The sequence below is a fragment of the Pseudomonas sp. GD03858 genome (genome assembly GCF_029840925.1).
Lineage (GTDB): Bacteria > Pseudomonadota > Gammaproteobacteria > Pseudomonadales > Pseudomonadaceae > Aquipseudomonas.
The window spans coordinates 1-26,885 of the sequence record NZ_JAOCDM010000072.1 but is presented as its reverse complement, the minus strand read 5'-3'; the positions used below and the strand labels follow the sequence as shown (position 1 = coordinate 26,885).

General features: G+C 65.9%; 24 protein-coding genes and 1 pseudogene. 17 read left to right on the top strand and 8 right to left on the bottom strand.

From position 1 onward, the window contains the following. Window positions 1-45: 45 nt before the first annotated feature. From fabB to N5D48_RS17685, 5 genes are all read right to left on the bottom strand, one after another. The gene (fabB, locus tag N5D48_RS17705; protein ID WP_232883896.1) at window positions 46-1,266 is read right to left on the bottom strand and encodes a beta-ketoacyl-ACP synthase I; all 1,221 of its coding nucleotides are present in this window, start codon (window positions 1,264-1,266) and stop codon (window positions 46-48) included. Between the two features lie 11 nt (window positions 1,267-1,277). Beyond that, the gene (gene fabA / locus N5D48_RS17700; RefSeq protein ID WP_023631260.1) at window positions 1,278-1,793 is read right to left on the bottom strand and encodes a 3-hydroxyacyl-[acyl-carrier-protein] dehydratase FabA; all 516 of its coding nucleotides are present in this window, start codon (window positions 1,791-1,793) and stop codon (window positions 1,278-1,280) included. A 206-nt stretch (window positions 1,794-1,999) separates the two neighbouring features. After that, window positions 2,000-3,928, bottom strand: a complete 1,929-nt coding sequence (locus tag N5D48_RS17695; protein ID WP_279886705.1) for a response regulator — start codon at window positions 3,926-3,928, stop codon at window positions 2,000-2,002. Beyond that, complete coding sequence (locus N5D48_RS17690; RefSeq protein WP_279886702.1) at window positions 3,925-4,815, bottom strand: ABC transporter substrate-binding protein; 891 nt, start codon at window positions 4,813-4,815, stop codon at window positions 3,925-3,927. Before N5D48_RS17690 ends, N5D48_RS17695 begins: the two co-directional genes overlap by 4 nt. Beyond that, window positions 4,815-6,929 (bottom strand): TonB-dependent receptor, encoded by a 2,115-nt coding sequence (locus N5D48_RS17685; RefSeq protein ID WP_279886700.1) that lies wholly within the window; start codon window positions 6,927-6,929, stop codon window positions 4,815-4,817. Before N5D48_RS17685 ends, N5D48_RS17690 begins: the two co-directional genes overlap by 1 nt. Before the next feature lie 200 nt (window positions 6,930-7,129). On the opposite strand from N5D48_RS17685, the gene N5D48_RS17680 reads away from it, so the two are divergent. From N5D48_RS17680 to sixA (N5D48_RS17660), 5 genes and pseudogenes are all read left to right on the top strand, one after another. Next, on the top strand, window positions 7,130-8,155 hold the full coding sequence (locus tag N5D48_RS17680; RefSeq protein ID WP_279807116.1) for an NAD(P)H-dependent glycerol-3-phosphate dehydrogenase: 1,026 nt from the start codon (window positions 7,130-7,132) through the stop codon (window positions 8,153-8,155). Between the two features lie 13 nt (window positions 8,156-8,168). Continuing rightward, window positions 8,169-8,516 carry a DUF4389 domain-containing protein gene (locus N5D48_RS17675; RefSeq protein WP_279886698.1) on the top strand — a complete coding sequence of 116 codons (348 nt, stop codon included), beginning with the start codon at window positions 8,169-8,171 and terminating at the stop codon, window positions 8,514-8,516. Continuing rightward, complete coding sequence (gene sixA, locus N5D48_RS17670; protein WP_279886696.1) at window positions 8,513-8,971, top strand: phosphohistidine phosphatase SixA; 459 nt, start codon at window positions 8,513-8,515, stop codon at window positions 8,969-8,971. Before N5D48_RS17675 ends, sixA (N5D48_RS17670) begins: the two co-directional genes overlap by 4 nt. Window positions 8,972-9,129: 158 nt before the next feature. Then, window positions 9,130-9,249: pseudogene (locus N5D48_RS17665) on the top strand (DUF4389 domain-containing protein); the annotation flags it as partial. After that, window positions 9,246-9,704 (top strand): phosphohistidine phosphatase SixA, encoded by a 459-nt coding sequence (gene sixA / locus N5D48_RS17660; protein WP_279886694.1) that lies wholly within the window; start codon window positions 9,246-9,248, stop codon window positions 9,702-9,704. The pseudogene N5D48_RS17665 and the gene sixA (N5D48_RS17660), both read left to right, overlap by 4 nt. A gap of 275 nt (window positions 9,705-9,979) precedes the next feature. On the opposite strand, the gene N5D48_RS17655 is transcribed toward sixA (N5D48_RS17660), so the two are convergent. Continuing rightward, window positions 9,980-11,641 (bottom strand): hypothetical protein, encoded by a 1,662-nt coding sequence (locus tag N5D48_RS17655; RefSeq protein ID WP_279886692.1) that lies wholly within the window; start codon window positions 11,639-11,641, stop codon window positions 9,980-9,982. A 201-nt stretch (window positions 11,642-11,842) separates the two neighbouring features. On the opposite strand from N5D48_RS17655, the gene N5D48_RS17650 reads away from it, so the two are divergent. The 11 genes from N5D48_RS17650 to N5D48_RS17600 all read left to right on the top strand — a co-directional run bounded on the left by N5D48_RS17650 (window position 11,843) and on the right by N5D48_RS17600 (window position 24,077). Continuing rightward, window positions 11,843-12,193: a hypothetical protein gene (locus tag N5D48_RS17650; RefSeq protein ID WP_279886691.1), complete on the top strand. Its 351-nt coding sequence runs from the start codon at window positions 11,843-11,845 to the stop codon at window positions 12,191-12,193. Window positions 12,194-12,286: 93 nt separating this feature from the next. Further along, window positions 12,287-13,075, top strand: coding sequence for an alpha/beta hydrolase (locus N5D48_RS17645; RefSeq protein WP_279886689.1), 789 nt, complete (start codon window positions 12,287-12,289; stop codon window positions 13,073-13,075). Continuing rightward, window positions 13,072-13,926: an alpha/beta hydrolase gene (locus tag N5D48_RS17640; RefSeq protein WP_279886687.1), complete on the top strand. Its 855-nt coding sequence runs from the start codon at window positions 13,072-13,074 to the stop codon at window positions 13,924-13,926. The genes N5D48_RS17645 and N5D48_RS17640 overlap by 4 nt, the downstream gene beginning before the upstream one ends. Window positions 13,927-14,028: 102 nt before the next feature. After that, window positions 14,029-14,823 (top strand): DUF4892 domain-containing protein, encoded by a 795-nt coding sequence (locus N5D48_RS17635; RefSeq protein ID WP_279886685.1) that lies wholly within the window; start codon window positions 14,029-14,031, stop codon window positions 14,821-14,823. A gap of 12 nt (window positions 14,824-14,835) precedes the next feature. Further along, window positions 14,836-15,888 (top strand): AI-2E family transporter, encoded by a 1,053-nt coding sequence (locus tag N5D48_RS17630; protein ID WP_279886683.1) that lies wholly within the window; start codon window positions 14,836-14,838, stop codon window positions 15,886-15,888. Between the two features lie 238 nt (window positions 15,889-16,126). Beyond that, window positions 16,127-16,216 carry a K(+)-transporting ATPase subunit F gene (gene kdpF / locus N5D48_RS17625; protein ID WP_279886681.1) on the top strand — a complete coding sequence of 30 codons (90 nt, stop codon included), beginning with the start codon at window positions 16,127-16,129 and terminating at the stop codon, window positions 16,214-16,216. 9 nt (window positions 16,217-16,225) lie between these two features. Next, window positions 16,226-17,920: a potassium-transporting ATPase subunit KdpA gene (gene kdpA, locus N5D48_RS17620; protein WP_279886678.1), complete on the top strand. Its 1,695-nt coding sequence runs from the start codon at window positions 16,226-16,228 to the stop codon at window positions 17,918-17,920. 10 nt (window positions 17,921-17,930) lie between these two features. Further along, window positions 17,931-19,985, top strand: coding sequence for a potassium-transporting ATPase subunit KdpB (kdpB, locus tag N5D48_RS17615; protein ID WP_279886675.1), 2,055 nt, complete (start codon window positions 17,931-17,933; stop codon window positions 19,983-19,985). 12 nt (window positions 19,986-19,997) lie between these two features. Beyond that, window positions 19,998-20,561, top strand: a complete 564-nt coding sequence (kdpC, locus tag N5D48_RS17610) for a potassium-transporting ATPase subunit KdpC (protein ID WP_279886672.1) — start codon at window positions 19,998-20,000, stop codon at window positions 20,559-20,561. Between the two features lie 166 nt (window positions 20,562-20,727). Beyond that, window positions 20,728-23,382: a sensor histidine kinase KdpD gene (locus N5D48_RS17605; RefSeq protein ID WP_279886670.1), complete on the top strand. Its 2,655-nt coding sequence runs from the start codon at window positions 20,728-20,730 to the stop codon at window positions 23,380-23,382. After that, the gene (locus tag N5D48_RS17600; RefSeq protein WP_279886667.1) at window positions 23,379-24,077 is read left to right on the top strand and encodes a response regulator; all 699 of its coding nucleotides are present in this window, start codon (window positions 23,379-23,381) and stop codon (window positions 24,075-24,077) included. Before N5D48_RS17605 ends, N5D48_RS17600 begins: the two co-directional genes overlap by 4 nt. 110 nt (window positions 24,078-24,187) lie before the next feature. Here N5D48_RS17600 and lysA read toward each other — a convergent pair whose 3' ends face one another. Further along, window positions 24,188-25,417, bottom strand: coding sequence for a diaminopimelate decarboxylase (gene lysA, locus N5D48_RS17595; protein WP_279886665.1), 1,230 nt, complete (start codon window positions 25,415-25,417; stop codon window positions 24,188-24,190). Between the two features lie 220 nt (window positions 25,418-25,637). On the opposite strand from lysA, the gene N5D48_RS17590 reads away from it, so the two are divergent. After that, window positions 25,638-26,552 (top strand): LysR family transcriptional regulator, encoded by a 915-nt coding sequence (locus N5D48_RS17590; protein WP_279886662.1) that lies wholly within the window; start codon window positions 25,638-25,640, stop codon window positions 26,550-26,552. Between the two features lie 21 nt (window positions 26,553-26,573). On the opposite strand, the gene N5D48_RS17585 is transcribed toward N5D48_RS17590, so the two are convergent. Further along, complete coding sequence (locus tag N5D48_RS17585; protein ID WP_279886659.1) at window positions 26,574-26,831, bottom strand: PAAR domain-containing protein; 258 nt, start codon at window positions 26,829-26,831, stop codon at window positions 26,574-26,576. Window positions 26,832-26,885 lie beyond the last annotated feature (54 nt).

Here is a 26,885-nt window from a genome sequence, read left to right as displayed (position 1 = left end):
CGCCCGGACCAAGGTCCAGGCGTTCTCGTTCAGCAGATCAAGCGATCACTTGCCTTCCCAGCGCTTGAGCACCAGGGTGGCGTTGGTGCCGCCGAAGCCGAAGCTGTTGCTCATGACCGTGTCGATCTTGGCGTTCTCTTCGGTCTTGCGCAGTACCGGCAGGTCGGCGACCTCCGGGTCCAGCTCGTCGATGTTGGCGGAGCCGGCGATGAAGTTGTTCTCCATCATCAGCAGGCAGTAGATCGCCTCGTGCACGCCTGCGGCGCCCAGCGAGTGGCCCGACAGGCTCTTGGTCGAGCTGATCTTCGGTGCCTTGTCGCCGAACACTTCACGCACGCCCTTCATCTCGGCGACGTCGCCGACCGGAGTGGAAGTGCCGTGGGTGTTCAGGTAGTCGATCGGGGTGTCGACGGTGGACAGCGCCTGCTGCATGCAGCGGATCGCGCCTTCGCCGCTCGGGGCGACCATGTCGTAGCCGTCGGAAGTGGCGCCGTAGCCGACGATCTCGGCGTAGATCTTGGCGCCACGGGCCAGGGCGTGTTCCAGCTCCTCGACCACCACCATGCCGCCGCCGCCAGCGATGACGAAACCGTCACGGTCGGCGTCGTAGGCGCGCGAGGCCAGCTCAGGGGTTTCGTTGCGCTTGGTCGACAGGGCGCCCATGGCATCGAACAGGAACGACTGGCTCCAGTGCTCTTCCTCACCGCCACCGGCGAAGACGATGTCCTGCTTGCCCCACTGGATCTGCTCCAGGGCGGTGCCGATGCAGTGCGCGGAGGTGGCGCAGGCCGACGAGATCGAGTAGTTGATGCCCTTGATCTTGAACGGAGTGGCCAGGCACGCCGACACGGTGCTGCCCATGGTGCGGGTGACACGGTAGGGGCCGACACGCTTGACGCCTTTTTCGCGCAGGGTGTCCAGGGCTTCCATCTGGTTCAGGGTGGAAGCGCCGCCGGAGCCGGCAACCAGGCCGGTGCGCGGGTTGGAAACCTGCTCTTCGGTCAGGCCGGCGTCCTTGATCGCGTCCTGCATGGCGAGGTACGCATAGGCGGCGGCGTGGCCGACGAAGCGATAGACCTTGCGGTCGATCAGCTCTTCGAGGTTGAGGTCGATGGAACCGGAAACCTGGCTACGCAGCCCCATTTCCTTGTATTCCGGGTTGTAACGAATACCCGGACGGCTGTTGCGCAGGTTTTCGGTGACGGTAGCTTTGTCATTGCCCAGGCACGATACGATGCCCAGACCAGTGATCACGACGCGGCGCATGCGAATAACCCTTAGAAATTGTCAGTGGAGGTGAACACGCCGACCCGCAGGCCTTCGGCGGTGTAGATCTCGCGACCGTCGACGCTGACCGAGCCGTCGGCGATGGCCATGTTCAGCTTGCCCTTGAGGACGCGCTTGATGTGAATGTTGTAAGTGACTTTCTTGGCGGTGGGCAGTACCTGGCCGAAGAACTTCACTTCGCCCGAACCCAGGGCGCGACCACGGCCCGGCAGGCCTTGCCAGCCGAGGAAGAAGCCAACCAGCTGCCACATGGCATCCAGGCCCAGGCAGCCCGGCATCACCGGATCGCCTTCGAAGTGGCAGGCGAAGAACCACAGGTCCGGATTGATATCCAGCTCGGCGACCAATTCACCTTTGCCGAACTTGCCGCCTTCTTCGCTGATGTGGGTGATGCGATCGACCATCAGCATGTTCGGGGCGGGCAGTTGCGCATTACCGGGGCCGAACAGCTCACCGCGACTGCAGCGCAGCAGGTCTTCCCGGGTAAAGGCGTTTTGTTTGGTCATGCGAGCTCCTCAATAACCCCCTGCGGCAGGGGACGAATCTTCCCGGCCGGCCCGAATCGCTTTGCATCCGGGGCGGCAGCCTACAGGTAGACTATTGCGTTGTGGTGAAAGTCACAGTGCACCCGGCGAAAGAAGTACAGGTGTGCACTGAAATGTTATTTTCCGGCCCTGAGGCGTTCCTGTCCAGTCCTTAAGACTGCCGCACTTTAGCATTTATCGCCAGTCGCGGTTGCCGGACCGGGTAACCAGCGACGCAGGGTGCGCTGCAGGTCGGTGCGCTTGAACGGCTTGCTCAGGTAGTCGTTCATGCCCGCGGCCAGGCAGCGTTCGCGATCGCCCTGCAAGGCGCTGGCGGTCAGGGCGATGATCGGCAGGTCGGCGGCCTTGTGTCGCAGGCGGATACGGCGGGTGGCCTCGAAACCATCCATGTGCGGCAAGCGGCAGTCCATCAGCACGGCGACGAACGATTGCTGGTCGACCAGGTCGACGGCCTGGGTGCCATCGATGGCCAGGCCGACCTCGAAGCCCAGGCTGCGCAGCATGGCCTCGATCACGCTCTGGTTGACCGGGTTGTCCTCCACCAGCAGGATTCGCCCGCCGCGGCCGTGTGCCAGGTTGTCGCGCGTTGCCGCGCCAGGCAGGGCGATCGGTGCGCTGGCCAGTGCAAGCGGCATCTCCAGGGTAAAGGTCGAGCCCAGTCCTTCGCGGCTTTCGCCACGCAACTGACCGCCCATGCGCTCGGCCAGGGTGCGGGCGATGGAAAGACCCAGGCCGGTGCCGCCGTAACGCCGGGAAATCGAGCTGTCGGCCTGCTGGAAGGCGACGAACATCATCTCCAGGCGTGTGCTGTCGATACCGATGCCGGTGTCGCGCACCGTGCAGGTCAGCCAGATCAGTTGACGGTCGAGTACCTGCCAGCGCGCCTCGATGGCCACTTCGCCGCGCTCGGTGAATTTCAGCGCATTGCCCACCAGGTTCAGCAGGATCTGGCGGATCCGCGTCGGATCGCCCATCACCTGCAGGTGCTCGATGCCAGGTGGTAGTTGCAGGCGCAGGTTCAGCCCGCGTTGCTGGGCGGAATGCTGGAATGACTGGACGCTGCTGGTGATCAGCTCGCCGACGTTGAAATCGATGTGCTCGAGCTCCAGCGTGGTGCGTTCGATCCGCGAGAAGTCGAGGATGTCGTTGATCACCTTGAGCAAGTGCCCAGTGGACTCGCTGGCCACCGCGGTGTATTCGGCCTGTTCGCCGGTCAGCTCGGTGGTCTCGAGCAGTTGCAGCATGCCCAGCACGCCGTTCATCGGCGTGCGCAGCTCGTGGCTCATCATCGCCAGGAAGTCCGACTTGGCACGGTTGGCCTGTTCGGCCTCTTCGCGGGCCTGGATCAGCTGCCCCATGGCCTGTTGCTGTTCGTGGGCCGCCTGGTCGAGGGCGCTGGCCAGGTTGTTGATGTGCCGGGCCAGGTGGCCCAGCTCGCTGTCGTCGACCACCGGCAGCGGCGCATTGAAGTCGCCCTGCTGGATCGCCCGTACCGCGTCGCCCATGTCGCTGATCGGCTTGGACAGGCTCATGGCCAGGCGCCGAGCCAGCAGGAAGGTGAACAGCAGCGCGAACAACGCCAGGATTGCGGCCTTGATCACGATCTCCTGCTGGCGCTGGCTGAAGGCGTCATCGGACATGCCGACAATCACGCGGCCCAGGTAGTCGTCGCCGATGCTCGGCGGTGGCATCCTGCCTTGCAGGAAGTCGTTGTCCAGGCGGATCTGCTGCAGGCGGATCGGCGCCTGGAACACCTCGACACGCTGGGCGCGGCTGAGGCTTTCGTCGGGCTGCTCCACGTACACCAGGATATGGTTACGGCTGTCCTGGACCTCCAGGAAGCGCACGTGGGGAATGCTGAGCGTGGCCCGCATCAGGCTGTCGAGCACCTCGTTGTTGCCCGAGATCACCCCGTATTCGGACGCCGGGGCCAGCTGGTTGGCGATCAGTTGCCCGGTGTGATTGAGCTCCTGGCGCAAGTCCTGGATACGCACGAAGGTGAAGAAGCTGATCAGCAGCAACGTCAGCAACAGGGCAGGGCCCAGGCTGATGATCTGGGTGCGGGTATGGATGTCCCAGCTCAGGCGTTTGCTCATGGGGTGGTGGCTCCTTCGACGAGGGCCAGCGCGGCGGCGGCGGGGTCGATGGTTTCCAAACCTAGGGCGCGGGCCACCTGCTGGTTGCCGCTGACGCCAAAGTGTTCGGGATAAAGGCTGCGTGGCCAGCGGGCGGGTGGCTGGTCGAGCAACCGCTCGAGCACGGCCAGCCAGTCCTCCTGGTCGCTGTAGGTGCTGGCCAGGGCGCCGGCCCGCACGAACCCGGCGTTCGGCCCGATCAGCGCCATCTGCCGGCCATAGCTGCTGAGCAGCACGTTCTTGGCCGACTTGGAGTTGTACAGGTCGGGGTCGTCCAGCCCCAGTAGCACGTCGCTGTTGTTCAGCAGGTGTTGTAGCGGGCGGCTGTCGCGCAGGTCGGGCCAGTCCTGGGCGATGATCTCCAGGCCCAGTGGGAGGGCTGCCTGGCGCAACTCATCGAGCAGGAAGCGGCTGTGTTCGCCATAGAGGACACCAATGCGCCGCGCCTGGGGCAGCAGGTAGCGGGTCAGGCGCAGCTGGCGGGACAGCGGCGGGTCGCTCCATAGCAGGCTGAGGAATGTCGGGCGCGATGCACCCAGGCGCTGCTGGGCCTGGACGCGGCTCACCCGCAACGCCAGCGCGGGTGGCCCGGCGCTTTCACTCAATCGCCATTCCAGGGCCGGCGTGTCGAGCAGCACCAGGCGCGTGTCGGCCTTGAGCTTGCCCGGGCTCGGCAACTGCGCCACGGTCTGAAAGCGCACCTGGTCGTGGGGGCGGTGCTTGTCCAGCGCGGCGACGAAGCTGCGAATGCCCGGCTGGTCCTCGGCACCGACCAGCAGGACTTCGCTGGCTGACAGCGTTCCCAGGGGCCAGAGGCACAGCAGCAGCAAGCGCAGCACACGGATCATCAGAACTCCAGCTCCGCGCTGAAACTCAGGCGGTGGCGGCTGTCGTAGCGATTCTGCTCGAGGGTGATCGGCTCGTTGTCCAGGCGCTGTTGCCACAGGGCGGCCAGCTCCAGATTGCTGCCTTGTACCTTGAAACGCTTGGCCACGCGCAGGTCGACGCGCTCGTAGCGATAGCGGTTGAGCGCATCGTCACCGTAATAGAAGAGGGCGCTGGACCAACCCTCGCTCCAGTCGCGCATCCAGCCGACCGAGCCGCTGTTGCGCGCGGTCAGGCGGCTGTCGGCCGGGTTGCTGGCCCAGGCATCGACGAAGGCGTAGGTCAGGCGCAGCCGGTCGCGCTGGCTGGCGCGCCAGTCGAACTGCGCTTCGCTGCCGCGAAAGCGTGCCTTGTTGGCGTTACTGGCGATGTACTGGTTGTTTCTCAGCGGCTCGCTGATCATGCCGGTGATCTCGTCGTAGAACAGCTTCACGTCCATGCTCAGCTCGATGTCGCTGAAGTAGCCGTTGTAGCCCAGTTCGCGCGAGCGCATGCGTTCCTGGTCGAGATTGCCCGGACCACGGGTCTTGACGAAGTATTCGCCGTCCTGCAGGCCGTAGCGGTTGGGGGTCAGGTTCTTGACCGTGTAGCTCCAGTTGACGTTGTTCTCGAACATGTCCGGCGAGCGGATCGCCTCGGAGTAAACCGCGCGCAGGCCATGGCGCGGGGTGATCAGGTAGTTCACCGCCATGCGCGGGGTCAGCGAGCTGCCCGACAACTGCGAGCGCTCGTACATCGCCCCGCCCTGGACGATCCAGTGCTCGTCGGCACGCCACTCGAGTTGGCCGAACAGTCGCCAGGTCTGGTCGTCGAGGCTGCCGTTGAAATAGGTCTGCGAGTCGGCCCGGTCATAGCGGTAATTCATGCCGCTGACCAGGCGCAGGCTGTCGGTCAGGCTCAGGGTGTCCTGGATCTCCAGGTCGTAGCGGGTTTCGCGGGTGCTCTGGTCGACGTCGCCGCAGATCGTGTTGCTGCCGCCGCTGGCCCACTGGCCGCGTACCTGCTCCATCAGGGCACCGAGCTCGGGGTCGGAGGTGCTGGGCAGGTCGCCACTGTACAGGTTGCGCGCGACTTTCTCGGCGAAGTTCGAGTCCAGTTGCCACAGTCGGGTCAGCTCCGGGCTGAAGGCAATGGCGGCATCGCAGGCACTCCATACCTGCTGGCGGTCGAAGTGCTGGGCCGAGCCTTGCACATACAGGCTGTGCTCGGGGTTGAAGTCGATGTTCCAGCGGATCGAGCCGGCATAGTCCTTGGCATTGACATCGGCGTTGTCGCCGGCTCTGTAGTTGCCGAAGACCGGTTGGTAGGTATACGGGCGTTGGTTGCTGCCTTCCTTGGCCGCCAGTTGCCACTCCAGGGTCTGATCCGGCGCCAGATAATGGCTGGCGCTGAGGTTGACGCGGTTGAGCCTGCGGCTGTCGCGGTAGTCGCGGCCGTACTGGTCCTTGTCGAAACCGTCGTCCTGCTGGCCCGACAGCGACAAGCGCAGGTCGCCACCGTCCCAGCCGAAGCCCTGGCTGGCGTAATAGTCGTTGATGCCGTCCTGGCCGCGGGTCAGCTTGATCCGCGTGCCGTGGCTGTCGGCGGGGTTGCGGGTGAGAATGTTGACCACCGCCATCAGCGCGTTGGCGCCGTAGCTGACGGTGTTCGGCCCGCGGAATACCTCGATGCGCTCGATGTCCTCGATGGCGACTGGAATGTCGCTCCAGTCCACCGTGGCCAGCCCGGCCCGGTACACCGAGCGCCCGTCGATCAGCACCTGCATGCGCCGGGCGTCGCTGACGTTGCTGCCGTGGTAGTTGACCGTCGGCTGGTTGCCGGCACCGTAGCCGATCATCATCCCCGGCACCAGGCGCAGCAGCTCGGGGATGTCGCGGGCGCCGCTGGCGCGGATCAGCTCGCTGTCGAGCACGGTCATGCTGCCGGGGACCGCCGCCGGGGATTGTTTCAGACGGGTCGCGGTCAGAACCTGGGGCAGGTCCTGGTTGTCGATGAACAGATCATCGGCCACGGCCGGTCCGCCCAGCAGGGCAGTGATCAACAGCAGACGCGGGTAGGGAGGCGTGCCAGCGAACACGGGAGGCCTTGTTTCAGAAATGAATCAGGCATGTTAACCGACCGCGCAGGTTTTGCCAGTGACCCGGATCACCGAAGTCGACCGACGCCCCTGTGGGGGCGGGCCTGCCCGTGAAAGGGCCGGCACTGCCACTGGTTCTGTCGCATGTGCCCCGTATAATGCGCCAGTCGCCACTTACTTTATTGGTTAACGGATTGGATATGACTGAACAGCAACCTGTTGCAGTTCTTGGAGGCGGCAGCTTCGGCACCGCCGTGGCGAACCTGCTGGCGGAGAACGGCCACCCGGTGCGGCAGTGGATGCGTGACCCGGCCCAGGCCGAGGCGATGCGCGTCAACCGCGAGAACCCGCGCTACCTCAAGGGCATCCGCCTGCATGACGGCGTCGAACCGGTCAACGACCTGCTCGCCACCCTGCAGGGCAGCGCGCTGATCTTCGTCGCCTTGCCCTCCAGCGCCTTGCGCAGCGTGCTGGCGCCCCACGCCGAGCTGCTGCGCGGCAAGGGCCTGGTCAGCCTGACCAAGGGCATCGAGGCGCACACCTTCAAGCTGATGAGCCAGATCCTCGAGGAAATCGCCCCCCAGGCGCGCATCGGCGTGCTGTCGGGGCCGAACCTGGCGCGCGAGATCGCCGAGCACGCGCTGACCGCAACCGTGGTCGCCAGTGAGGACGAGGCGCTGTGCCAGCAGGTGCAGGCCGTGCTGCATGGTCGCACCTTCCGCGTCTACGCCAGCAGCGACCGCTTCGGCGTCGAGCTGGGCGGGGCACTGAAGAACGTCTACGCCATCATCGCCGGCATGGCCGTGGCGTTGGGCATGGGCGAGAACACCAAGAGCATGCTGATCACCCGCGCCCTGGCCGAGATGACCCGTTTCGCCGTGAGCCAGGGCGCCAACCCCATGACCTTCCTGGGCCTGGCCGGGGTCGGCGACCTGATCGTCACCTGCTCCTCGCCCAAGAGCCGCAACTACCAGGTCGGTCATGCCCTGGGCCAGGGCCTGAGCCTCGAACAGGCCGTCAGCCGCCTGGGCGAAGTGGCCGAAGGGGTCAACACGCTCAAGGTACTCAAGGCCAAGGCCCAGGAGGTGGGCGTGTACATGCCGCTGGTGGCTGGCCTGCATGCGATCCTGTTCGAGGGGCGCACGCTCAACCAGGTCATCGAGCACCTGATGCGCGCCGAACCCAAGACCGATGTCGATTTCATTTCCACCAGCGGTTTCAACTGAGAAGGAGCGACTTATGAACGATACCCCCGAGCGCGCCGCACGCGAGTCGATCATCCTGCGGGTGCTGTGGATGCTGGTGTTCCTGGTGGCCTGGCAACTGGCCGAGCTGCTGCTTGGCGGCCTGGTGCTGGTGCAGCTGATCTACCGGCTGATTTATGGCGCGCCCAGCGCCAGCCTGATGAGCTTTGGCGACAGCCTCAGCCAGTACCTGGCGCAGATCGGTCGTTTCGGCACCTTCCACACGGACCAGAAACCCTGGCCGTTCGCCGACTGGCCGACCCCGCGCGCGCCGGAAGGCGAAACCCCGCACGCGGTCGAGCCCGCGCCGCATCCGGTGCGTGACGAGGAGCCCAAGCTGTGAAGCTCTGGGTGCTGCGCCACGGCGAGGCCGAGTCGCGGGCCAATACCGATGCCGAGCGGCGCCTGACCGCTCATGGCCGCGAGCAGGTGCTGCACAGTGCCGCCCGGCTGTTGGGCCAGCCGTTGCAGGCGATCATCGCCAGCCCCTATGTGCGAGCGCAGCAGACGGCGGCGTTGGTGCATGGCGCGCTGGGTTTTGCCGAGCCGGTGCGCACGGCGCCCTGGTTGACGCCAGATAGCGACGTGGAACAGGTCATCGGGGAGGTCGAGCGGTTGGGGCTGGAGCATGTGCTGCTGGTCAGCCATCAGCCGTTGGTGGGGGCGTTGGTTGGGATGCTTGCGCATGGTCATCTGCAGCAAACCGTGCCAATGAGCACCGCGACACTGGCGGAGCTGGAAGGGGATTGGCCACTGGCCGGTTTGATGACCATGCGCGCACTTCACGCTCCGGGGTGATTTGCTGCTGCGCTCCTGCAGGTAGTGGGCAGCAGTCGGAGCGTGGGCGAGGTCGCGCGCGTCAACGCAAACGCATCGAGTGAAGTAGGCCGGGCGGATCGAAATTAGAGTCAGGAAAATAGATCTGTCCCGGTTTTTCCGGTCCCGGTTTTTCCGACACCGACCAGAAACCCTGGCCGTTCGCCGACTGGCCGGCGCCGCGCGCGCCGGAAGGCGAAGCCCCGCACGCGGTCGCGCCAGCGCCGCATCCGGTGCGTGACGAGGAGCCCAAGCTGTGAAGCTCTGGGTGCTGCGCCACGGCGAGGCCGAGTCGCGGGCCAATACCGATGCCGAGCGGCGCCTGACCGCCCATGGGCGCGAACAGGTGTTGCACAGCGCCGCGCGCCTGCTCGGCCAGCCGTTGCAGGCGATCATCGCCAGTCCCTATGTGCGAGCGCAGCAGACGGCGGCGCTGGTGCATGGCGCGCTGGGGTTCGCCGAGCCGGTGCGCACGGTGCCCTGGTTGACGCCGGATAGCGATGTGCAGCAGGTCATCGCGCAGATCGAGCGGTTAGGGCTCGAGCATGTGCTGCTGGTCAGCCACCAGCCGCTGGTGGGGGCGTTGGTTGGCATGCTTGAGCATGGTCATCTCCAGCAAGCCGTGCCGATGAGCACCGCGAGTCTGGCGGAGCTGGAAGGGGATTGGCCGCTGGCAGGTTTGATGACCTTGCGTGGGCTTTACGCGCCGGGGTGAGTCGCGGCGGCGTAGTGGGCAGCAGTCGGTGCGTGGAGATCGCGCAAGTCAGTACAAGCGCATTGAGTGGAGGAGGCCGAGCGGATCGAAATTAGAGTAAGGAAAATAGATCTGTCCCTGTTTTCCTACCTGGCGGAGCTGGAAGGGGATTGGCCGTTGGCAGGTTTGATGATGTTGCGAGGCATCAGCGCTCCAAATCGATTGGGGTGAGCAATGCAGGGGTTCCTGGGTGCCATCTTGGCGTGTCCAGGAACCCCCGTATACCACGGGACAAGTCAGATTTCTTCGGCCAGTGTGACGATGTTGTAGAAACCTGTGTGACCTGAAGAGGTCAAACGCAATCTTCGAATTGATTTTCCTTCGGGTGCCAAGAAGTACCAAATAAAAGGCCCACTCTGTGCAACAGCAATAGGCTCATCCTTTTCTCCAGGGTCGCCTGCATTAGAAAAACACTGTGCGCTCACAAAGCTCGTGCTGCCTTTTATGCCGACACAATAGAATTGTCTTTCTTTATTGAATAAAAGCTCGCAGCTCGCCCCTGTGGCGCCACCTGCAGTAATTTTGCGGACGTTTTCGGAATGTGCGCCGACTACATAGCTATGGTTGAGAATTTTTATATTTATGTCTTTGTTGTTATTCAAGGGGACGAAAGTCCTTGAAGTGTAAGTCGTGCCAATGGGTTGCCAAAGGTTTTCCAGGCTCGCCTGCAATGTGCCGGTTTGCGCGATGGACGTTAGCGCAGTGGACAGTATCTGCTCGTCAGCCTCAGCCTCGGGTTGTTGTGAATTTTCCTCCAGCATTTGCGGTGTGAGCCACGACGCGCTGACCCCCGCGACACCATTGGTGGACCATCCTCTGTAGAAGCTTGCAATGTTCGTGAAGAAGCCACCGGGCCTGGTGAAGGTAAGAGTGGCACTCTGTATTCTTCTGCCATCCGTGGGCACGAAATATTGCATGATGGAGTTCTGGACAAAACTCACCGTCTTGCCCGTATCATCCAGGACTACGGGTTGCACTCCGCTGACTAATCCGTCGAAGCTCATATAATGGGGAGGCTCGTCAAAGGTGATTTTGCACTTTGCGCCGGTACCCTGGGCGACGAGCGCATAGCGGTTACTCGCTGATACAAGAAAGGCGCCTTCTAGAATTTCGATCGTCAGTGGAGAGAGGTTGGGGACGTGTTGCCCTGCTCGGAAGGTGGCTCCCGGAGTCAGTCTATCGAAGTATTCGAGCCGCCTCATGCCCAGTCTGGGGTGTCCGCTGGCGCCGACGATGCCAAGGTCGAGCTGTGGAAATTCCTGAGCCCGCTGCTCGTCATTCACCCCGTCGAATGCGACCCTCAGGACAATCGTCAAGCGGCTGCCTTCTTGCAGTCGCTGCAGCTCACTGCGCAGCAGCGGTACCAGCAACCCATTTTCGACGCCGATGTCATCGACAACCCCCGCAAGCCTAACCGGAAACTTGTGGGGCGAGCCGTCTTCGAGAACTCCGCTGGCCCGGATCCAGTAGCGTTGCCCGGCGACAATCAGTGGCCAGGGATCCACCTGAACGTGGGCGTCTCCTTCAAATGAGTCGAGATCAAGCGTCTCGTCCTGCGCTTCAGGTACTTGCGGTGTTGGCATACGCGTCATGTCGAGTGCCTTCACCGTCAGGGCAAGTTCGCTGGAGATCTGCGCCTGCCCGTCTGGGAGGGTGACCGTATAACTGACGGGTAGCGTACTGCCCAGACTGTCCAGTACCACCTGAGGTGAGACGTTGAAATCGACGGCGTCGCCGATGCCGGATTTGGGAGCAGTGTCGGGCTGCGTACCCCATTTCATGGTGATCTGGTGATCGGGCTGGATCTTGGGGTATGCCACTTTTACGGTGGCCCCTTTGGCGGCATCGATCGGGTCGAGCACTGCGTTTGCAGCATCGAGTATTACCGGGGTGGTCATGGCAGGCTCCTGCGCTGGGAAGAGGCTGCGAAGCAGTGTGTGATAGTTCACCGAGTTTGAAACCTGGCAAAAATGCTAGGTCGGGCAGTGGCTCAAGCCGACTTGGATGCCGGGTGGCTGGTATTTCTGCCAGTTGTCCGGCCCAGACCCCATCGGTACCGTGCGCTCAACCCAAGGACCACCGAAAACGGGGAGATTCACGTGAGCATTCGACGTCCAGAGCTGGTGCGCTCGGCCGATCCGCAGGCGCAGCTGGAGCAACTGCGGGCCGACGGTGTGCCGGATTTCGCGGAGTACCGCCTGCTGCAGGACTGCGCCGACGATCGTCTGGACCAGTTGCTGCGCAAGTTCGAGGGGCGGGCCGACCTGGAGCCGCTGCGTCAGGCCGGTATCGGCATGGCCCATGCGCTGCAGAGCAGTTGCCTGGTGCTGCGCCGGCTCACATTGGATGCCACCGACCAGGCCCTTGCCCGTCAGGCGCTGGAGTATCAGCTGGCCTATCTGCACGCCTGCCTGCGCCGCTCGATGCGCAGCTTCGACCACAGCCGATGACCTGATCACCCTTGGCGATGACCTATCCGAACGTTGCCGCCACCGCGTGCCTTGCCGACAATGGATCATCCTTTCCGTGCAGAGCAGGCGGCCATGTCGCAGCAGATCTTCTTCGCCCACGCCAATGGCTTCCCCTCGGCCACCTACGGCAAGCTGTTCGCGGCGCTGGCGCCGGACTATGAGGTCCGGCACCTGGCGCAGCATGCCCACGACCCGCGTTTTCCGGTGAACGACAACTGGCGGAACCTGGTGGACGAACTGTTGCATCACCTCGAGCAGGAGGCCGCGCCGGTCTGGGGTGTCGGTCATTCGCTGGGCGGGGTGCTGCACTTGCACGCGGCCCTGCGGCGGCCCGAGCTGTACCGTGGCGTGGTGATGCTCGACTCGCCGGTGCTGACCCGGGTCGACGAGTGGCTGATCCAGGCTGCCAAGCGCCTGGGCTTCATCGACCGCATCACGCCGGCCGGGCGTACCCTGGGCCGGCGCGAGGCGTTCCCCGACCGCGACAGCGCCCGTCGTTACTTTGCCGGCAAGACATTGTTCCGCCACTTCGATCCGGAATGCCTGGAGGCCTACCTGGAGCATGGCCTGGAGCAGGACGAGACGGGCCTGCGCCTGCGCTTCGATCCGGCCACGGAGATCAGCATCTACCGCAGCATCCCCCACGTCAGCCCGGCCAGCCCGCGCCAGTTGCAGGTGCCGCTGGCGATGGTGCGCGGCGCGCAGAGCCGGGTGATCCGCAAGCATCACGCCCTGGCGCTGCGTGGCATGTCCAGGGGCGAATACCACAGTCTGCCGGGCGGCCACATGTTCCCACTGGAGCGGCCCAGCGACACCGCCAGCCTGATCAAGGGCCTGTTCGATCGCTGGAGCCAGGCATGAGCGCCCAGGTCGAGGAAATCCGCCTGGCGCTCGGCCATATCGAGCTGGCCGCGCATCTGTTCGGTCCCGCCGACGGCCTGCCGGTGATCGCTTTGCATGGCTGGCTCGACAACGCCAACAGCTTCGCGCGCTTGGCGCCCCGGTTGCGGGGGCTGCGCATCGTCGCCCTGGACCTGGCCGGGCACGGCTACTCGGAGCATCGCCCGGTCGGGGCTGCTTATACGCTGGCCGACTATGCCCATGACGTGCTGCGCGTCGCCGAACAACTGGGCTGGCAGCGTTTCGGCCTGCTTGGCCATTCGCTGGGGGCGATTATTGCCGTGCAATTGGCCGGGGCATTGCCCGAGCGCGTCAGCCACCTGGCGCTGATCGATGGTGTGATCCCGTCGACGAGCGCAGAACAGAACGCCGCCGAGCGCCTGGGTATGGCGTTGCAGGCGCAGCTGCGCCTGGAGGGCAAGCGCAAGTCGGTGTACGCGACCCTGGAGGAGGGCGTCGAAGCGCGCATGAAGGGCATGGTCGCGGTCAGTCGCGAGGCCGCCGAGCTGTTGGCCCAACGTGGCCTGATGCCGGTGCCGGGTGGCTACAGCTGGCGCAGCGACAGCCGCCTGACGCTGCCATCGCCGACCCGCTTGAGCCAGGCCCAATCCATGGCGTTCGTCCAGCGCATCGCTTGCCCGACCTGCCTGGTGGTCGCGGCGGATGGCATGCTCGCCCGTCACACGGAACTGCTGGAGCAGCTACCCTTCGAGCAGACAGTGCTGCCCGGCGGGCATCACCTGCACTTGAACGACGATCAGGGCGCGGCCCTTGTTGCAGACTGTTTCAATCGCTTCCTTGGCATTCCTTGACTTGCGCCGAGCAAGTGTCGAGGCTTGGCGGCTTGAAAGGGAGACCACCATGCCTATGCCAGACAACCACATGACTCAGCCCCGCAGCCAAGAGGGCTGCCGATGAGCGCATCCGTTCACGCACGTATCGCCATCACTGCCTGCCTCGCCTTTGCCAGCCCGTCGCTGTGGGCCGGCGACCTGCCGGTTCCGGTCGATGCCAAGGTCGTCGACCAGCGCCCCGCCGTGGAGCAGGAGCGCATCTATCCCATGGGCCCGCTGCGCAAGATCAGCGGTCGCCTGCGCGTCGAGGACAAGGTCGAGAGCCGCGGCCAGGTCAGCTCCGTCACTTATGAATTGCCCGTCGAACGCAGCGCCCGCGAAGCCTTCACCAGTGCCCGCGAGGCATTGCAGCAGGACGGCGGCTACCCATTGTTCTGGTGCCAGGGCCGCGACTGCGGTGAAGCCAGCTTGTGGGCCAACGATGTCTTCGCCAATGCCCGTCTCAACGGTGGCGACGAACAGCAGGCGTTCATCCTGTTGCGCCGCTCCGCCGAGGAGGCCGACACCCTGGTCGCGCTGTACAGCGTGACCCGTGGCAACCGCCGCGCCTACCTGCATGTGGAAGAGTTCGTCGCCGCCAGCCCGCTGGGCGAGCTGCTGCCGACCGCCGCCACGGTGCTGCGCGAGCTGCGCGACACCGGCAAGCTCGACTACCCTGATCTGGGCGAACCCCAGGCCACCTGGGCGACCTTGCTGGCCCGCAGCCTCAACCTCGACAGCACCCTGCGCGCAAGCCTGAGCGGCGAGGGCGCCGAAGCCTGGCGCGAACAGCTGGTCAAGGCCGGCGTGCGCGGTAGCCGGCTGGAAGTGGGCAGCGCGCCGACCGACGGCCTGCACCTGGAACTGATTCGTTGAACGAGGGCCAGCATGGCCAATAATGATCGCCTGTTGATCCAGATTCTGCTGCTGGCGCTGCTGGGCGCCGCGCTGTGGGTGATGGCGCCCTTCATCTCGGCGCTGCTCTGGGGCGCCATCCTGGCCTTCGCCAGCTGGCCGCTGATGCGCCTGCTGACGCGGGTGCTGGGCGGGCGTGAAACCCTCGCCGCCAGTCTGCTGACCACCGCCTGGATCCTGATCGTGGCGCTGCCGCTGGTGTGGCTGGGGTTCAACCTCGCCGACCATGTCCGTGATGCCACCACCTTCATTCGTGACGTGCAGGTCGATGGCCTGCCTGACGCGCCGACCTGGGTGGCCGGTATTCCCTTCGTCGGCGAGCGCCTGGTCGGCTGGTGGGAGTCGCTCGACCAGCAGGGCGCCGCGTTGCTGGCGTCGGCCAAGCCCTATCTGGGCCAGGTCGGCAACTGGCTGCTGGCGCGCAGCGCGCAGATCGGCAGCGGGGTGCTTGAACTCACCCTGAGCCTGGTGTTCGTGTTCTTCTTCTACCGTGACGGGCCACGCCTGGCGGCCTTCGTCCATCGCTTGCTGCACCGTCTGGTGGGCGAGCGCGCGGACTATTACATCGACCTGGTGGCCGGGACCGTGCAGCGGGTGGTCAACGGCGTGATCGGCACCGCGGCGGCGCAGGCGCTTTTGGCGCTGATCGGCTTCCTGATCGCCGGCGTTCCGGGTGCCATCGTCCTCGGCCTGGTGACCTTCATGCTCAGCCTGATCCCCATGGGCCCGCCGCTGGCCTGGATACCGGCCACCGCCTGGCTGGTGTCGAAGGGCGACTACGGCATGGCGGTGTTCCTGGGCATCTGGGGTACGTTCGTCATCAGCGGCGTGGACAACGTGCTCAAGCCGTACCTGATCAGCCGGGGCGGCAACCTGCCGCTGGTGATCGTGCTGCTCGGCGTGTTCGGTGGCTTGATCGCCTTCGGCTTCATCGGCCTGTTCATCGGGCCGACCCTGCTGGCGGTCGGGTATAGCCTGCTGCTGGACTGGAGCCGTAATTCGGCGCAGCACACGCCGCAATCTTGACCTTGCGGGCCTCTTCGCGGGTAAACCCGCTCCCACAGGTACAGCACAGCCCTTGAGCTTGGCGCAGCACCTGTGGGAGCGGGTTTACCCGCGAATGGGCCCGTGAAGCGATCCGGTGTATTTGATCTTTACGCTTTCTTTATGCCCTGACCTCGCCCCCGATCTCGCCCCTTTACGCCCCTCCCTCGGACAATTTCCCCCAAGCGGCCTTCACGCCGCACCAAGGGGAGATTCACTCATGCACATGCTCGACGGGCTGTCACTGCTATTGGCGGTGGCGTTGGCGGTTTACCTGCTGGTGGCGCTGCTGCGCGCCGATCGCGGCTAAGGGGCGACCATGCACAGTTACGATTACCTGCTGCTGCTGGCGTTCTTCGCCATCGTGCTGCTGCCGGCGCCCTGGCTCGGGCGCTTCTACTACAAGGTGATGGAAGGCCAGCGCACCTGGCTGTCGCCGATCCTCGGCCCGGTGGAGCGGGGCTGCTATCGCGTGGCCGGCGTGCGCGTCGACCAGGAGCAGAGCTGGAAGCAGTACACCCTGGCCCTGCTGGCCTTCAACCTGGTCGGTTTCTTGATGGTGTTCGGCGTCCTGCAACTGCAGGGCAGCCTGCCGCTCAACCCGCAGCACCTGCCGGGCCAGGAATGGTCGCTGGCGTTCAACACCGCGGTCAGCTTCATGACCAACACCAACTGGCAGGCCTACAGCGGTGAAGCCTCGGTCAGCTACCTGAGCCAGATGATCGGCCTGACCGTGCAGAACTTCGTCAGCGCCGCCACCGGCCTTGCCGTGCTGGTCGCCCTGTGCCGGGGCATTGCCCGTCGCTCGGCCAGCACCCTGGGCAACTTCTGGGTCGACCTGACCCGCGCCACCCTCTACGGCCTGCTGCCGCTGTGCCTGGTGCTGGCGCTGCTGCTGGTCTGGCAGGGCGTGCCGCAGACTTTTGCCGACTACGTTCACGCCGTGACCCTGCAAGGCACCGACCAGACCATCCCGCTGGGCCCGGCCGCCAGCCAGATCGCCATCAAGCAGCTGGGCACCAACGGCGGCGGCTTCTTCGGCGTCAACTCGGCGCACCCGTTCGAGAACCCGACGGCCTGGAGCAACCTGTTCGAGGTAGCCTCGATCATCCTGATCCCAGTGGCCCTGGTGTTCACCTTCGGCCATTACGTGAAAGACCTGCGCCAGAGCCGCGCGATCATCGCCTGCATGCTGGCGCTGTTCCTGATCGGCGGCAGCACCGCACTGTGGTCGGAGCACCAGCCCAACCCGGCCCTGGAAAGCGCCCAGGTGCAGCAGGCCGCGCCGCTGGAAGGCAAGGAGAGCCGCTTCGGCACCACCGGTTCCGTGCTGTGGACGGTGACCACCACCTCCGCCTCCAACGGTTCGGTCAACGCCATGCACGACAGCCTCAATCCGATTACCGGCATGGTGGCGATGGTCAACATGATGCTTGGCGAGGTGATCTTCGGCGGCGTCGGCGCCGGCCTCTACGGCATGCTGCTGTTCGTGCTGATCGCCGTGTTCCTCGCTGGCCTGATGATCGGCCGCACCCCTGAGTACCTGGGCAAGAAGCTGCAGGCCCGTGAAGTGCAACTGCTGGTGGCAAGCCTGCTGGTGATGCCGGTGGGCGTGCTGATCCTCGGCGCCATCGCCGCCAGCCTGCCAGGGCCGGCCGGCGCGGTCACCAACCCCGGAGCCCACGGCTTCAGCCAGCTGCTGTACGCCTACACCTCCGGCACCGCCAACAACGGTTCGGCCTTCGCCGGTTTCGGTGCCAACACGGTGTTCCACAACGTGATGATCGGCCTGGCCATGCTCATCGGTCGCTTCGGCTACATCCTCCCGGTACTGGCCCTGGCCGGCAGCCTGGCGGCGAAGAAGAGCGCGCCGCAAGGGATCAACAGCTTCCCCACCCATGGCCCGCTGTTCACCACGTTGCTGCTGGTGACCATTCTGCTGGTCGGTGGCCTGACCTTCCTGCCGACCCTGGCCCTTGGGCCGATCGCCGAACACCTGAGCCTGGGTTTCTGAGGAATACACAATGAACATGCCCCTTCCCGAAGTGAAAGCGCGCCAAGGCGCCAAGGACCAGACTCGCTTCAGCGCGTTGTGGCGCCCTGCGTTGGTACAGGCTTTCGTCAAACTCGACCCGCGTCAGCTCAAGCGTGCCCCGGTGATGCTGGTGGTTGCCCTCACCGCCGTGCTCACCACCGTGCTGTGCTTCGTGCCCGGCAGTGGCGTGAGCACCGGCGTGGCGGTGCAGATCGCCGTCTGGCTGTGGTTCACCGTGCTGTTCGCCAACTTCGCCGAAGCCCTGGCCGAAGGCCGCGGCAAGGCCCGCGCCGACAGCCTCAAGGCCGGCAGCCAGGGCCTGAGCGCCAAGCGCCGCAAAAGCGACGGCAGCTTCGAGACCGTCGCCGCCACCCAGCTGCGCAAGGACGATGTGGTGCGCGTCGTGGCCGGCGAGATGATCCCCGGGGACGGCGAGGTGCTCGAAGGCATCGCCGCGGTCAACGAGTCGGCGATCACCGGTGAGTCCGCTCCGGTGATCCGTGAATCCGGCGGCGACCGCTCGGCCGTCACCGGCAACACCCGGCTGGTCTCCGACTGGCTGCTGATCCGCATCACCAGCAACCCGGGCGAGTCGACCCTGGACCGCATGATCGCCCTGGTCGAAGGCGCCAAGCGCCAGAAGACCCCCAACGAGATCGCCCTGGACATCCTGCTGATCGGCCTGACCCTGATCTTCCTGATCGTGGTGGTGACCCTGCAGCCGTTCGCCCGCTTCGCCGGTGGCGAGCTGCCGCTGATCTTCCTCGCCGCGCTGCTGGTGACCTTGATCCCCACCACCATCGGTGGCCTGCTGTCGGCCATCGGCATCGCCGGCATGGACCGTCTGGTGCGCCTGAACGTGATCGCCCGCTCCGGTCGCGCCGTCGAAGCAGCCGGCGACGTGCATACCCTGATGCTCGACAAGACCGGCACCATCACCTTCGGCAACCGCCGCTGCAGCGCTTTGCACGCCGCCTCTGGCGTGACCGCCAAGGAGCTGGGGGAGGGCGCCTTGCTCGCCTCGCTGGCCGATGAGACCGCCGAAGGCAAGTCGATCGTCGAGTACCTGCGCCAGTTGCACGACTTCGACGAGCCGTCGGCCGACCAGTACGCGGCCATCGCCTTCAGCGCCGAGACCCGCTTGTCGGGCATCGACTACCAGCAGCGCCGTTACCGCAAGGGCGCCGTCGACGCGGTGCTGGCCTTCTGCGGCATGCAACGCCTGGAACTGCCCACCGCCCTGGCCCGTGAAGTGGAGCGCATCGCCCAGAGTGGCGGCACCCCGCTGCTGGTGTGCGTCGACAAGCACCTGCTCGGCGTGATCCACCTCAAGGACGTGGTCAAGCCCGGTATCCGCGAGCGCTTCGCCGAACTGCGCAAGCTCGGCATCCGTACCGTGATGGTCACCGGCGACAATCCGCTGACCGCCGCCGCCATCGCCGCCGAGGCCTGCGTGGACGACGTGCTCGCCGAAGCCACCCCAGAGAAGAAGCTGGCGCGCATCCGCCAGGAGCAGAACGATGGCCGCCTGGTCGCCATGTGCGGCGACGGCGCCAACGACGCCCCGGCCCTGGCCCAGGCCGACGTGGGCATGGCCATGAACGACGGCACCCAGGCCGCCCGCGAGGCCGCCAACATGGTCGACCTGGACAGCGACCCGACCAAGCTGCTGGACGTGGTGCAGGTAGGCAAGGAACTGCTGGTCACCCGCGGCGCGCTGACCACCTTCTCCATCGCCAATGATGTGGCCAAGTACTTCGCCATCCTGCCGGCGCTGTTCGCCGCCATCTACCCGCAGCTGGGCGTGCTCAACCTGATGCACCTGGCCAGCCCGCAGAGCGCGATCCTCTCGGCCATCGTGTTCAACGCGCTGATCATCATCGTGCTGATCCCCCTGGCGCTGCGCGGGGTGCGGGTGCAGGCCGCCAGCGCCGCCCACCTGCTGCGGCGCAACCTGCTGATCTACGGCGTGGGCGGCATCATCGTGCCGTTCGCCGGGATCAAGCTGATCGACATGCTGCTCACTGCACTGCACTTGGTTTGAGGAGAGACTGACATGACCGCCTATGTACGCCCGGCCCTGAGCCTGATCCTGCTGATGACCGTGGTCACCGGCGCGCTGTATCCCCTGGCGGTGACCGGCATCGCCCAGGTCGCCTTCCCTGACCAGGCCAATGGCAGCCTGGTGCGCGATGATCGGGGCGAGGTGCGCGGTTCGGCGTTGATCGCCCAGGAATTCAAGGGTGACGCCTGGTTCCAGTCGCGGCCTTCGGCGGGGGCCTATGCCACCGTGGCCAGCGGCGCCAGCAACCTGGCGCCGAGCAACCCGGCGCTGGCCGAGCGCGTGAAGACTGATGCCGCCGCGCAGTACCAGGTGCAACAGGGGCCGGTGCCGCAGGCGCTGCTGACCACCTCGGGCAGTGGGCTGGACCCGCACCTGCCCCCCGCGGCAGTCGCCTACCAGCTGCCGCGTGTGGCGGCGGCGCGGCAGGTGCCGGTGGAACGCTTGCAAGCGCTGGTGAATGAGGCCACCCTGCGTCCACTGGTCGGGCCGCCCGTGGTCAATGTGCTGGCGCTGAACCAGGCGCTTGAGCGGCTGGCGCCTATGGTCGTGCACTGACCCCTGTAGGAGCGGCCTTGTGCCGCGAAAGGGCCGCGCAGCGGCCCCAGGGTTTAAGTGTTGATACAAAGATCGCCGGGGCCGCTGTGCGGCCCTTTCGCGACACAAGGCCGCTCCTACAGAAACCGCACGGTTGCTGGTAATTGCACCTGATTAAGGACCAAACATGAGTGACTCCGCCCGCGCCGACGCGCTGTTGGCGGGCCTGCCCCGGGAAGGCCGGGGCAGGCTCAAGGTATTTCTCGGCGCCGCGCCCGGGGTCGGCAAGACCTTTTCCATGCTGCAGGCCGCCCACGCCCAGCAACGCCAGGGCGTGCGCGTGGTGGCCGGGGTGGTCGAGACCCACGGCCGCGCCGAGACCGAAGCCCTGCTCGGCGGCCTGACCCAGCAACCCCTGCTGCGCAGCGAATACCGTGGCGTGATGCTCGAGGAAATGGACCTCGACGGCCTGCTCAAGGCCGCGCCGCCGCTGGTGCTGGTCGACGAACTGGCCCATACCAACGCCCCCGGCAGCCGCCACGCCAAGCGCTGGCAGGACGTGCAGGAGCTGCTCGCCGCTGGCATCGACGTGTACACCACAGTCAACGTCCAGCACTTGGAAAGCCTCAACGACAAGGTCCGCGACATCACCGGCGTGCAGGTGCGCGAGACCCTGCCCGACTGGGTGTTGCAGGAGGCCTTCGAGCTGGTATTGATCGACCTGCCGCCGCGCGAGCTGCTCGAGCGCCTGCGCGAGGGCAAGGTCTACGTGCCCGAGCAGGCGCGGGCGGCCATCGAGGCCTATTTCTCCCAGACCAACCTCACCGCCCTGCGCGAACTGGCCATGCAGACCGCCGCCGCCCAGGTGGACGCGGACCTGGCCAGCGGCTACCGCCAGCGCGGTCAGGAAGCCCCGGCCCTGCGCGGTCGTCTGTTGGTGGGCATCGACGGCGACGACCAGGCCGAGCGCCTGGTGCGCCACGCCAGCCGTGTCGCCCAGCGCCGCCACCTGCCGTGGAGCGTGGTGCATGTCGACAATGGCCGGCTGCGCGACGAGGTCGCCCGCCATCGGCTGCAGTCCGCCCAGCAACTGGCCGAGCGCCTTGGCGGCGAAGTGGTGCTGCTCAAAGCGGGGGAGGTTGCCCGCACGCTGATCCAGCACGCCAGCGAACGCCGCGCCAGCCTAGTGCTGGTGGGCCAGTCTCGCGACCTGCTGCGTCGGCGCTTCTTCGGTGCCGGCGTCGCCGCGCGTTTGCTGCGCGAGAGCCATGGCCTGGAGATCAACGTGCTCGACCGCGACGCCCAGCCGCAACCGGCGCGGGCGGCGGTCAAGCGCGTGTGGGTATGGCGTCACTACCTGCTGGCGCTGTTCGCCACCGTGCTGGCCACCGGCCTGGCCTGGGCGGTGTCGAGCCTGCTGGCGCTGCCCAACATCTCCCTGGTGTTCCTTGCCGCCGTGCTGCTGGTGGCGGTGCGCAGCAGCCTGGGCCCGGCCCTGGCCTGCGCGGCGCTGTCGTTCCTGACCTACGACTTTCTGTTCATCCCGCCGAACTTCTCCTTCGCCATCCAGCGTGAAGAGGATGTGCTGACCCTGGTGTTCTTCCTGCTGATGGCCGCGCTCACCGGCAATCTTGCCGCCCGCCAGCGCCGTCAGCTGCAGGCCCTGCGCGAGACCCAGGCGCAGACCAACCAGCTGCTCGACCTGTCGCGGCGCCTGACCGTGGCCACCGACCGCCAGGCCGTGTTCAGCGCCGCCGGCCAGCATATGGACGGCTGGCAGGATGTGCAGGTATGCATGATGGAACGCAGTGGCGATGGCTTGCTGCAGATCGCCAGCGGTGGCGCACACGCGTTCACCGACAACGAACGCGCCGCTGCCGAGTGGGCCTGGCAGCACGGTCAGGCTGCCGGCTTTGGCAGCGACACCTTGCCCCACGGTCGTTGGTGGTGGTGGCCGCTGGCGGTGGAGGACCAGCCGCTGGCCCTGCTTGGCGTGCGCCCGCGCGACGGCGAGCCGTTGACCGCGCAGCGCCGCCGCCTGCTGATGGCGATCGCCCAGCCCCTGGCCCAGGCCCTGGCCCGCGCCCGCCTGGGCGAGCAACTGGAAGCCGCGCGCCTGCACGGGGAAACCGAGCAACTGCGCAGCGCCTTGCTCGCCTCGGTGTCCCACGACCTGCGCACCCCGTTGACCTCCATGCGCGGCAGCATCGACAGCCTGCTGGCCCTGGGCGACGCCATCCCGCCGGATGACCGTCGCGAACTGCTCGAAGGCACCCGCAACGAAGCCGAGCGCCTGGACCGCTACATCCAGAACCTGCTCGACATGACCCGCCTGGGCCACGGCACGCTCAAGCTGGCCCGCGACTGGGTGGCCCCGGCCGATATCGTCGGCAGCGCCCTCAATCGCCTGCGCGTGGTGTTGGCGCCTTTGCGCGTGCACACCGAAGTGCCGCCTGAGCTACCGCTGCTGTTCGTGCACGCGGCGTTGATCGAGCAGGCGCTGATCAATGTGCTGGAGAACGCCGCCCGTTTCTCTCCACCGCAGGGGCGCCTGGAGCTGCAGGTCTCGGTGCGCGACGAGCAGCTGTGCTTCGCCGTTGCCGACGAAGGTCCCGGCATTCCCGAGGATGAGCGTGCGAAGATCTTCGACATGTTCTACACCGCCGCCCGTGGCGATCGAGGCGGGCAGGGCACCGGCCTGGGCCTGGCGATCTGCCAGGGCATGATCGGCGCCCATGGCGGGCGCATCCTGGTCGGCGATGGCATCGATGGCCACGGCACCTGCATCACTCTATGCTTGCCACTGCCTACTCAACCTGAAAATGAAAGTGAAGCCTCATGAGTCAAGCCGCCACCCTGCTGGTCATCGACGACGAGCCGCAGATTCGCAAGTTCCTGCGCATCAGCCTGGTGTCCCAGGGCTACAAGGTGATCGAAGCCGCGACAGGTGGCGAAGGTCTGAGCCAGGCGGCCCTGAACAAGCCTGATCTGGTGGTGCTCGACCTGGGCCTTCCAGACATGGACGGCCAGCAGGTGCTGCGCGAACTGCGTGAATGGAGCGCGGTGCCGGTGATGGTGCTGTCGGTGCGCGCCAGCGAGGTGCAGAAGGTCGATGCGCTGGATGGCGGCGCCAACGACTACGTGACCAAGCCGTTCGGCATCCAGGAGTTTCTTGCCCGGGTGCGTGCCTTGCTGCGCCAGGCGCCGCAAGGCACCAGCCTGTCCTCGGCGGCGAGCTTCGGGCCGCTGGTGGTGGATTTCGCCTTTCGCAAGGTGACCCTGGAGGGCGTCGAGGTGGCGCTGACGCGCAAGGAGTACGCGTTGCTGGCGCAACTGGCCGGGCATCCGGGGCGGGTGATCACCCAGCAGCAACTGCTCAAGGATATCTGGGGGCCGACCCATGTGGACGACACCCACTACCTGCGCATCGTGGTGGGGCATCTGCGGCAGAAGCTGGGCGATGACCCCACGGCGCCACGGTTCATCGTCACCGAGGCGGGTGTGGGCTATCGGTTGGTGGCACCTGCGATGCTGTGATCGCAGGTTGGCGTCGCCCTTGTGGGAGCGGGTTTACCCGCGAACACCGGCGTAGCCGGTGCCATGCCGCGAGGTAGCCGAATCGCGGGGCAAGCCCGCTCCCACAAGCCTTATACACCCAGCTCCAGTGCCAAAAGCTCCTGCACGGTCTGGCGCCGACGGATCATGCGCAAGCTGTCGTTCTCGATCAGAAACTCAGGCAGCAAGGGACGGCTGTTGTAGTTCGACGACATCGAAGCCCCGTAAGCCCCCGCATCGTGGATCACCAGCAGATCGCCCACCTTGGCCTCCGGCAGTTGCTGCGGGGTCAGTTCCTCGTCGTTCTGGGTGAACACATCCCCCGATTCGCACAGCGGCCCGGCCACCACGGTCGCTTGCAGCGGGCGGCTCACTGGCCGGCCTACCGCATCGAACAGGCTCATGCGGTGGTAGGCACCGTACATCGCCGGACGCATCAGGTCGTTGAAGCCGGCATCGACCAGGATGTAGTGCCGGTCGCCCATCTGCTTGACGGCGCGCACCTCGGCCACCAGGCACCCCGACTCCGCCACCAGGAAGCGTCCCGGCTCGATCTCCATGCGCACGGGGTGGCCGAGCATGGCTTCGATCTCCGCCCGCGCCACCGCCCAGGTGCGGGCGTAGCGTTGCAGGTCCACCGGCTGGTCGTCGCTGCGGTACGGCGTGGACAGCCCACCGCCGATGGAGAAGGCCTCGATATCCATGCCCAGCTTGCCGATCAGCCCGACCATGGCGCCGGCCACCTGTTCCAGGTGCGCGTAGTCCACCCCCGAGCCGATGTGCATGTGCACGCCCACCAGGTGCAATCCGTGCTGTTTCACGCAGGCCAGCGCCTCGGGCAGTTGCTCGTGCCAGATGCCGTGCTTGCTGTTCTCGCCACCGGTGTTGGTCTTGCGGCTGTGGCCGTGGCCGAAGCCCGGGTTGATGCGCAGCCACACCCGGTGCCCGGGGGAGTGCTCGCCCAGTTGGCGGAGCATGTCGATGGAGCCGGCGTTCACTTCGATCTTCGTCTCGACCACTCGGGCCAGGGTCGGCTGGTCCAGCACGTCGCAGGTCAGCACCACGCCGGCCGGGTCACCGTCCACCGTCGCCCCGACCGCGAAGGCCCGCTCCATCTCGCCCAGCGACACGGCGTCGAGCACCAGGCCGCGTTCGCGCATCAGGCGCAGGACGTGCAGGTTGGGGTTGGCCTTCTGGGCGAAGCGCACCGTGTCGAAGTGCTGCTGGAGCTGGTCGATGCGCTGGTGGATGGTCCGCGCGTCGTAGGCCCACAGCGGGGAGCCGTGCTGGCGGACGGCCTGGGCCAGGAGGGTGGTGGTCATGGTGCTGTTCCTTGTAATGGATGCAGCGATCTTGAGTGAGTTGGTCGATCCAGAAAAATAGCTATTTTTTTATAGGTGATTCATATCTGATATGCATCGTTGGTTTTCGTGGGAGCGGGCTTGCCCCGCGATCACTGGCAGAGCCGGTGCCAGCCTGCGTGGTGCCCGCATCGCGGGGCAAGCCCGCCCCACAGATTCACCCATAGGCCTGGATACAACATTGAAACTCTCCATCCGCCATATCGAAGTGTTCCGCGCCATCATGGCTGCCGGCAGCGTCACCGGCGCGGCCCGCCTGCTGTTCACCTCGCAGCCCACCGTCAGCCGCGAACTGGCGCGCATGGAGCAGGTCACCGGCCTGCATCTGTTCGAGCGCGAAGGCGGGCGCCTGGTCCCGACCGCCCAGGCGCTGCTGCTGATCGAGGAAGTCGAGCGCGCGTTCATCGGCCTGGAACGCATCGACCGCTTCGCCCAGGCCGTGCGCAACTTCGAGCAGGGCCGGCTGGCCATCACCTGCCTGCCGCTGTTCTCGCAAACCTTGCTGCCCAGGGCCTGCAAGCGCTTCCACCAGCTGCACCCGGGCGTGAGCGTGAGCATCACCGCCCAGGAGTCGCCACTGCTGGAAGAGTCGCTGGTCGCCCAGCAGCATGATCTGGGCCTGACCGAAACCGGGCAGGTGCCGCGCGGCGCGGTTGGCGAGCCGCTATTCAGTGCCGATATGGTCTGCGTGCTGCCCGAGGGGCATCCGTTGCAGGCCAAGTCGGTGCTCGAACTGCGCGATTTCCACGAGATCGACTTCATCAACCTGGCCAGCCTGGACCGCTACCGGCAACAGCTCGACCAGCACTTTCGCGAGGCCGGGGTGAACCGGCGCACGATCATCGAGACCACCAGCGCGGCCTCGGTGTGCGCGATGGTCCGGCAAGGGCTGGGTGTGGCGATCATCAACCCGCTGAGCGGGCTGGAGGCCGGGCAGGGCGGCTTGCCGATTCGCCGGTTGAGCCTTTCGGTGCCGTATCAGGTGATGCTGATCCGACCGGAGCTGCGACCGGCGTCGGCGGTGCTGGAGCCGTTCTGCGAAGCGCTGCGCGGGCAGGCGCGGGAGATGGAGGAGGCGCTGGCGACGGGGCGCTGAATGCCCCGTCTAGCACCCGACTCAATCGACCAGCCAGCCGGCGTCACCCTCTGTCAGCGTGCCGCCATGGCTGGTGGTATCACCCAGGCGTGCCACCGCTCGGCCTTCGATGCTGTGACTCGCCGAGCCGGTCTCGATGACTGCCCCACAGCTGATACGGTCACCGACACAGGCGACCGCCCGGCCATTGACCAGCGTGGCCGAGTGACCCGAAATCACCTCACCTTCGCCATGCACCGGGCAATGGTGCTTATGGCCGACAAGAACGATGGGTTTCATGGTGTGGACTCCTGTTGTGCGCGTGTCGCGCGTGGTTTACGGGGTTTGCGTTGC

Coding starts and splice junctions, on each gene's coding strand:
- fabB (WP_232883896.1), bottom strand. CDS start 1,266: ATGCGCCGCGTCGTGATCACTGGTCTGGGCATCGTATCGTGCCTGGGC.
- fabA (WP_023631260.1), bottom strand. CDS start 1,793: ATGACCAAACAAAACGCCTTTACCCGGGAAGACCTGCTGCGCTGCAGT.
- N5D48_RS17695 (WP_279886705.1), bottom strand. CDS start 3,928: ATGAGCAAACGCCTGAGCTGGGACATCCATACCCGCACCCAGATCATC.
- N5D48_RS17690 (WP_279886702.1), bottom strand. CDS start 4,815: ATGATCCGTGTGCTGCGCTTGCTGCTGCTGTGCCTCTGGCCCCTGGGA.
- N5D48_RS17680 (WP_279807116.1), top strand. CDS start 7,130: ATGACTGAACAGCAACCTGTTGCAGTTCTTGGAGGCGGCAGCTTCGGC.
- N5D48_RS17675 (WP_279886698.1), top strand. CDS start 8,169: ATGAACGATACCCCCGAGCGCGCCGCACGCGAGTCGATCATCCTGCGG.
- N5D48_RS17655 (WP_279886692.1), bottom strand. CDS start 11,641: ATGACCACCCCGGTAATACTCGATGCTGCAAACGCAGTGCTCGACCCG.
- N5D48_RS17645 (WP_279886689.1), top strand. CDS start 12,287: ATGTCGCAGCAGATCTTCTTCGCCCACGCCAATGGCTTCCCCTCGGCC.
- N5D48_RS17640 (WP_279886687.1), top strand. CDS start 13,072: ATGAGCGCCCAGGTCGAGGAAATCCGCCTGGCGCTCGGCCATATCGAG.
- N5D48_RS17635 (WP_279886685.1), top strand. CDS start 14,029: ATGAGCGCATCCGTTCACGCACGTATCGCCATCACTGCCTGCCTCGCC.
- N5D48_RS17630 (WP_279886683.1), top strand. CDS start 14,836: ATGGCCAATAATGATCGCCTGTTGATCCAGATTCTGCTGCTGGCGCTG.
- kdpF (WP_279886681.1), top strand. CDS start 16,127: ATGCACATGCTCGACGGGCTGTCACTGCTATTGGCGGTGGCGTTGGCG.
- kdpA (WP_279886678.1), top strand. CDS start 16,226: ATGCACAGTTACGATTACCTGCTGCTGCTGGCGTTCTTCGCCATCGTG.
- kdpB (WP_279886675.1), top strand. CDS start 17,931: ATGAACATGCCCCTTCCCGAAGTGAAAGCGCGCCAAGGCGCCAAGGAC.
- kdpC (WP_279886672.1), top strand. CDS start 19,998: ATGACCGCCTATGTACGCCCGGCCCTGAGCCTGATCCTGCTGATGACC.
- N5D48_RS17605 (WP_279886670.1), top strand. CDS start 20,728: ATGAGTGACTCCGCCCGCGCCGACGCGCTGTTGGCGGGCCTGCCCCGG.
- N5D48_RS17600 (WP_279886667.1), top strand. CDS start 23,379: ATGAGTCAAGCCGCCACCCTGCTGGTCATCGACGACGAGCCGCAGATT.
- lysA (WP_279886665.1), bottom strand. CDS start 25,417: ATGACCACCACCCTCCTGGCCCAGGCCGTCCGCCAGCACGGCTCCCCG.
- N5D48_RS17585 (WP_279886659.1), bottom strand. CDS start 26,831: ATGAAACCCATCGTTCTTGTCGGCCATAAGCACCATTGCCCGGTGCAT.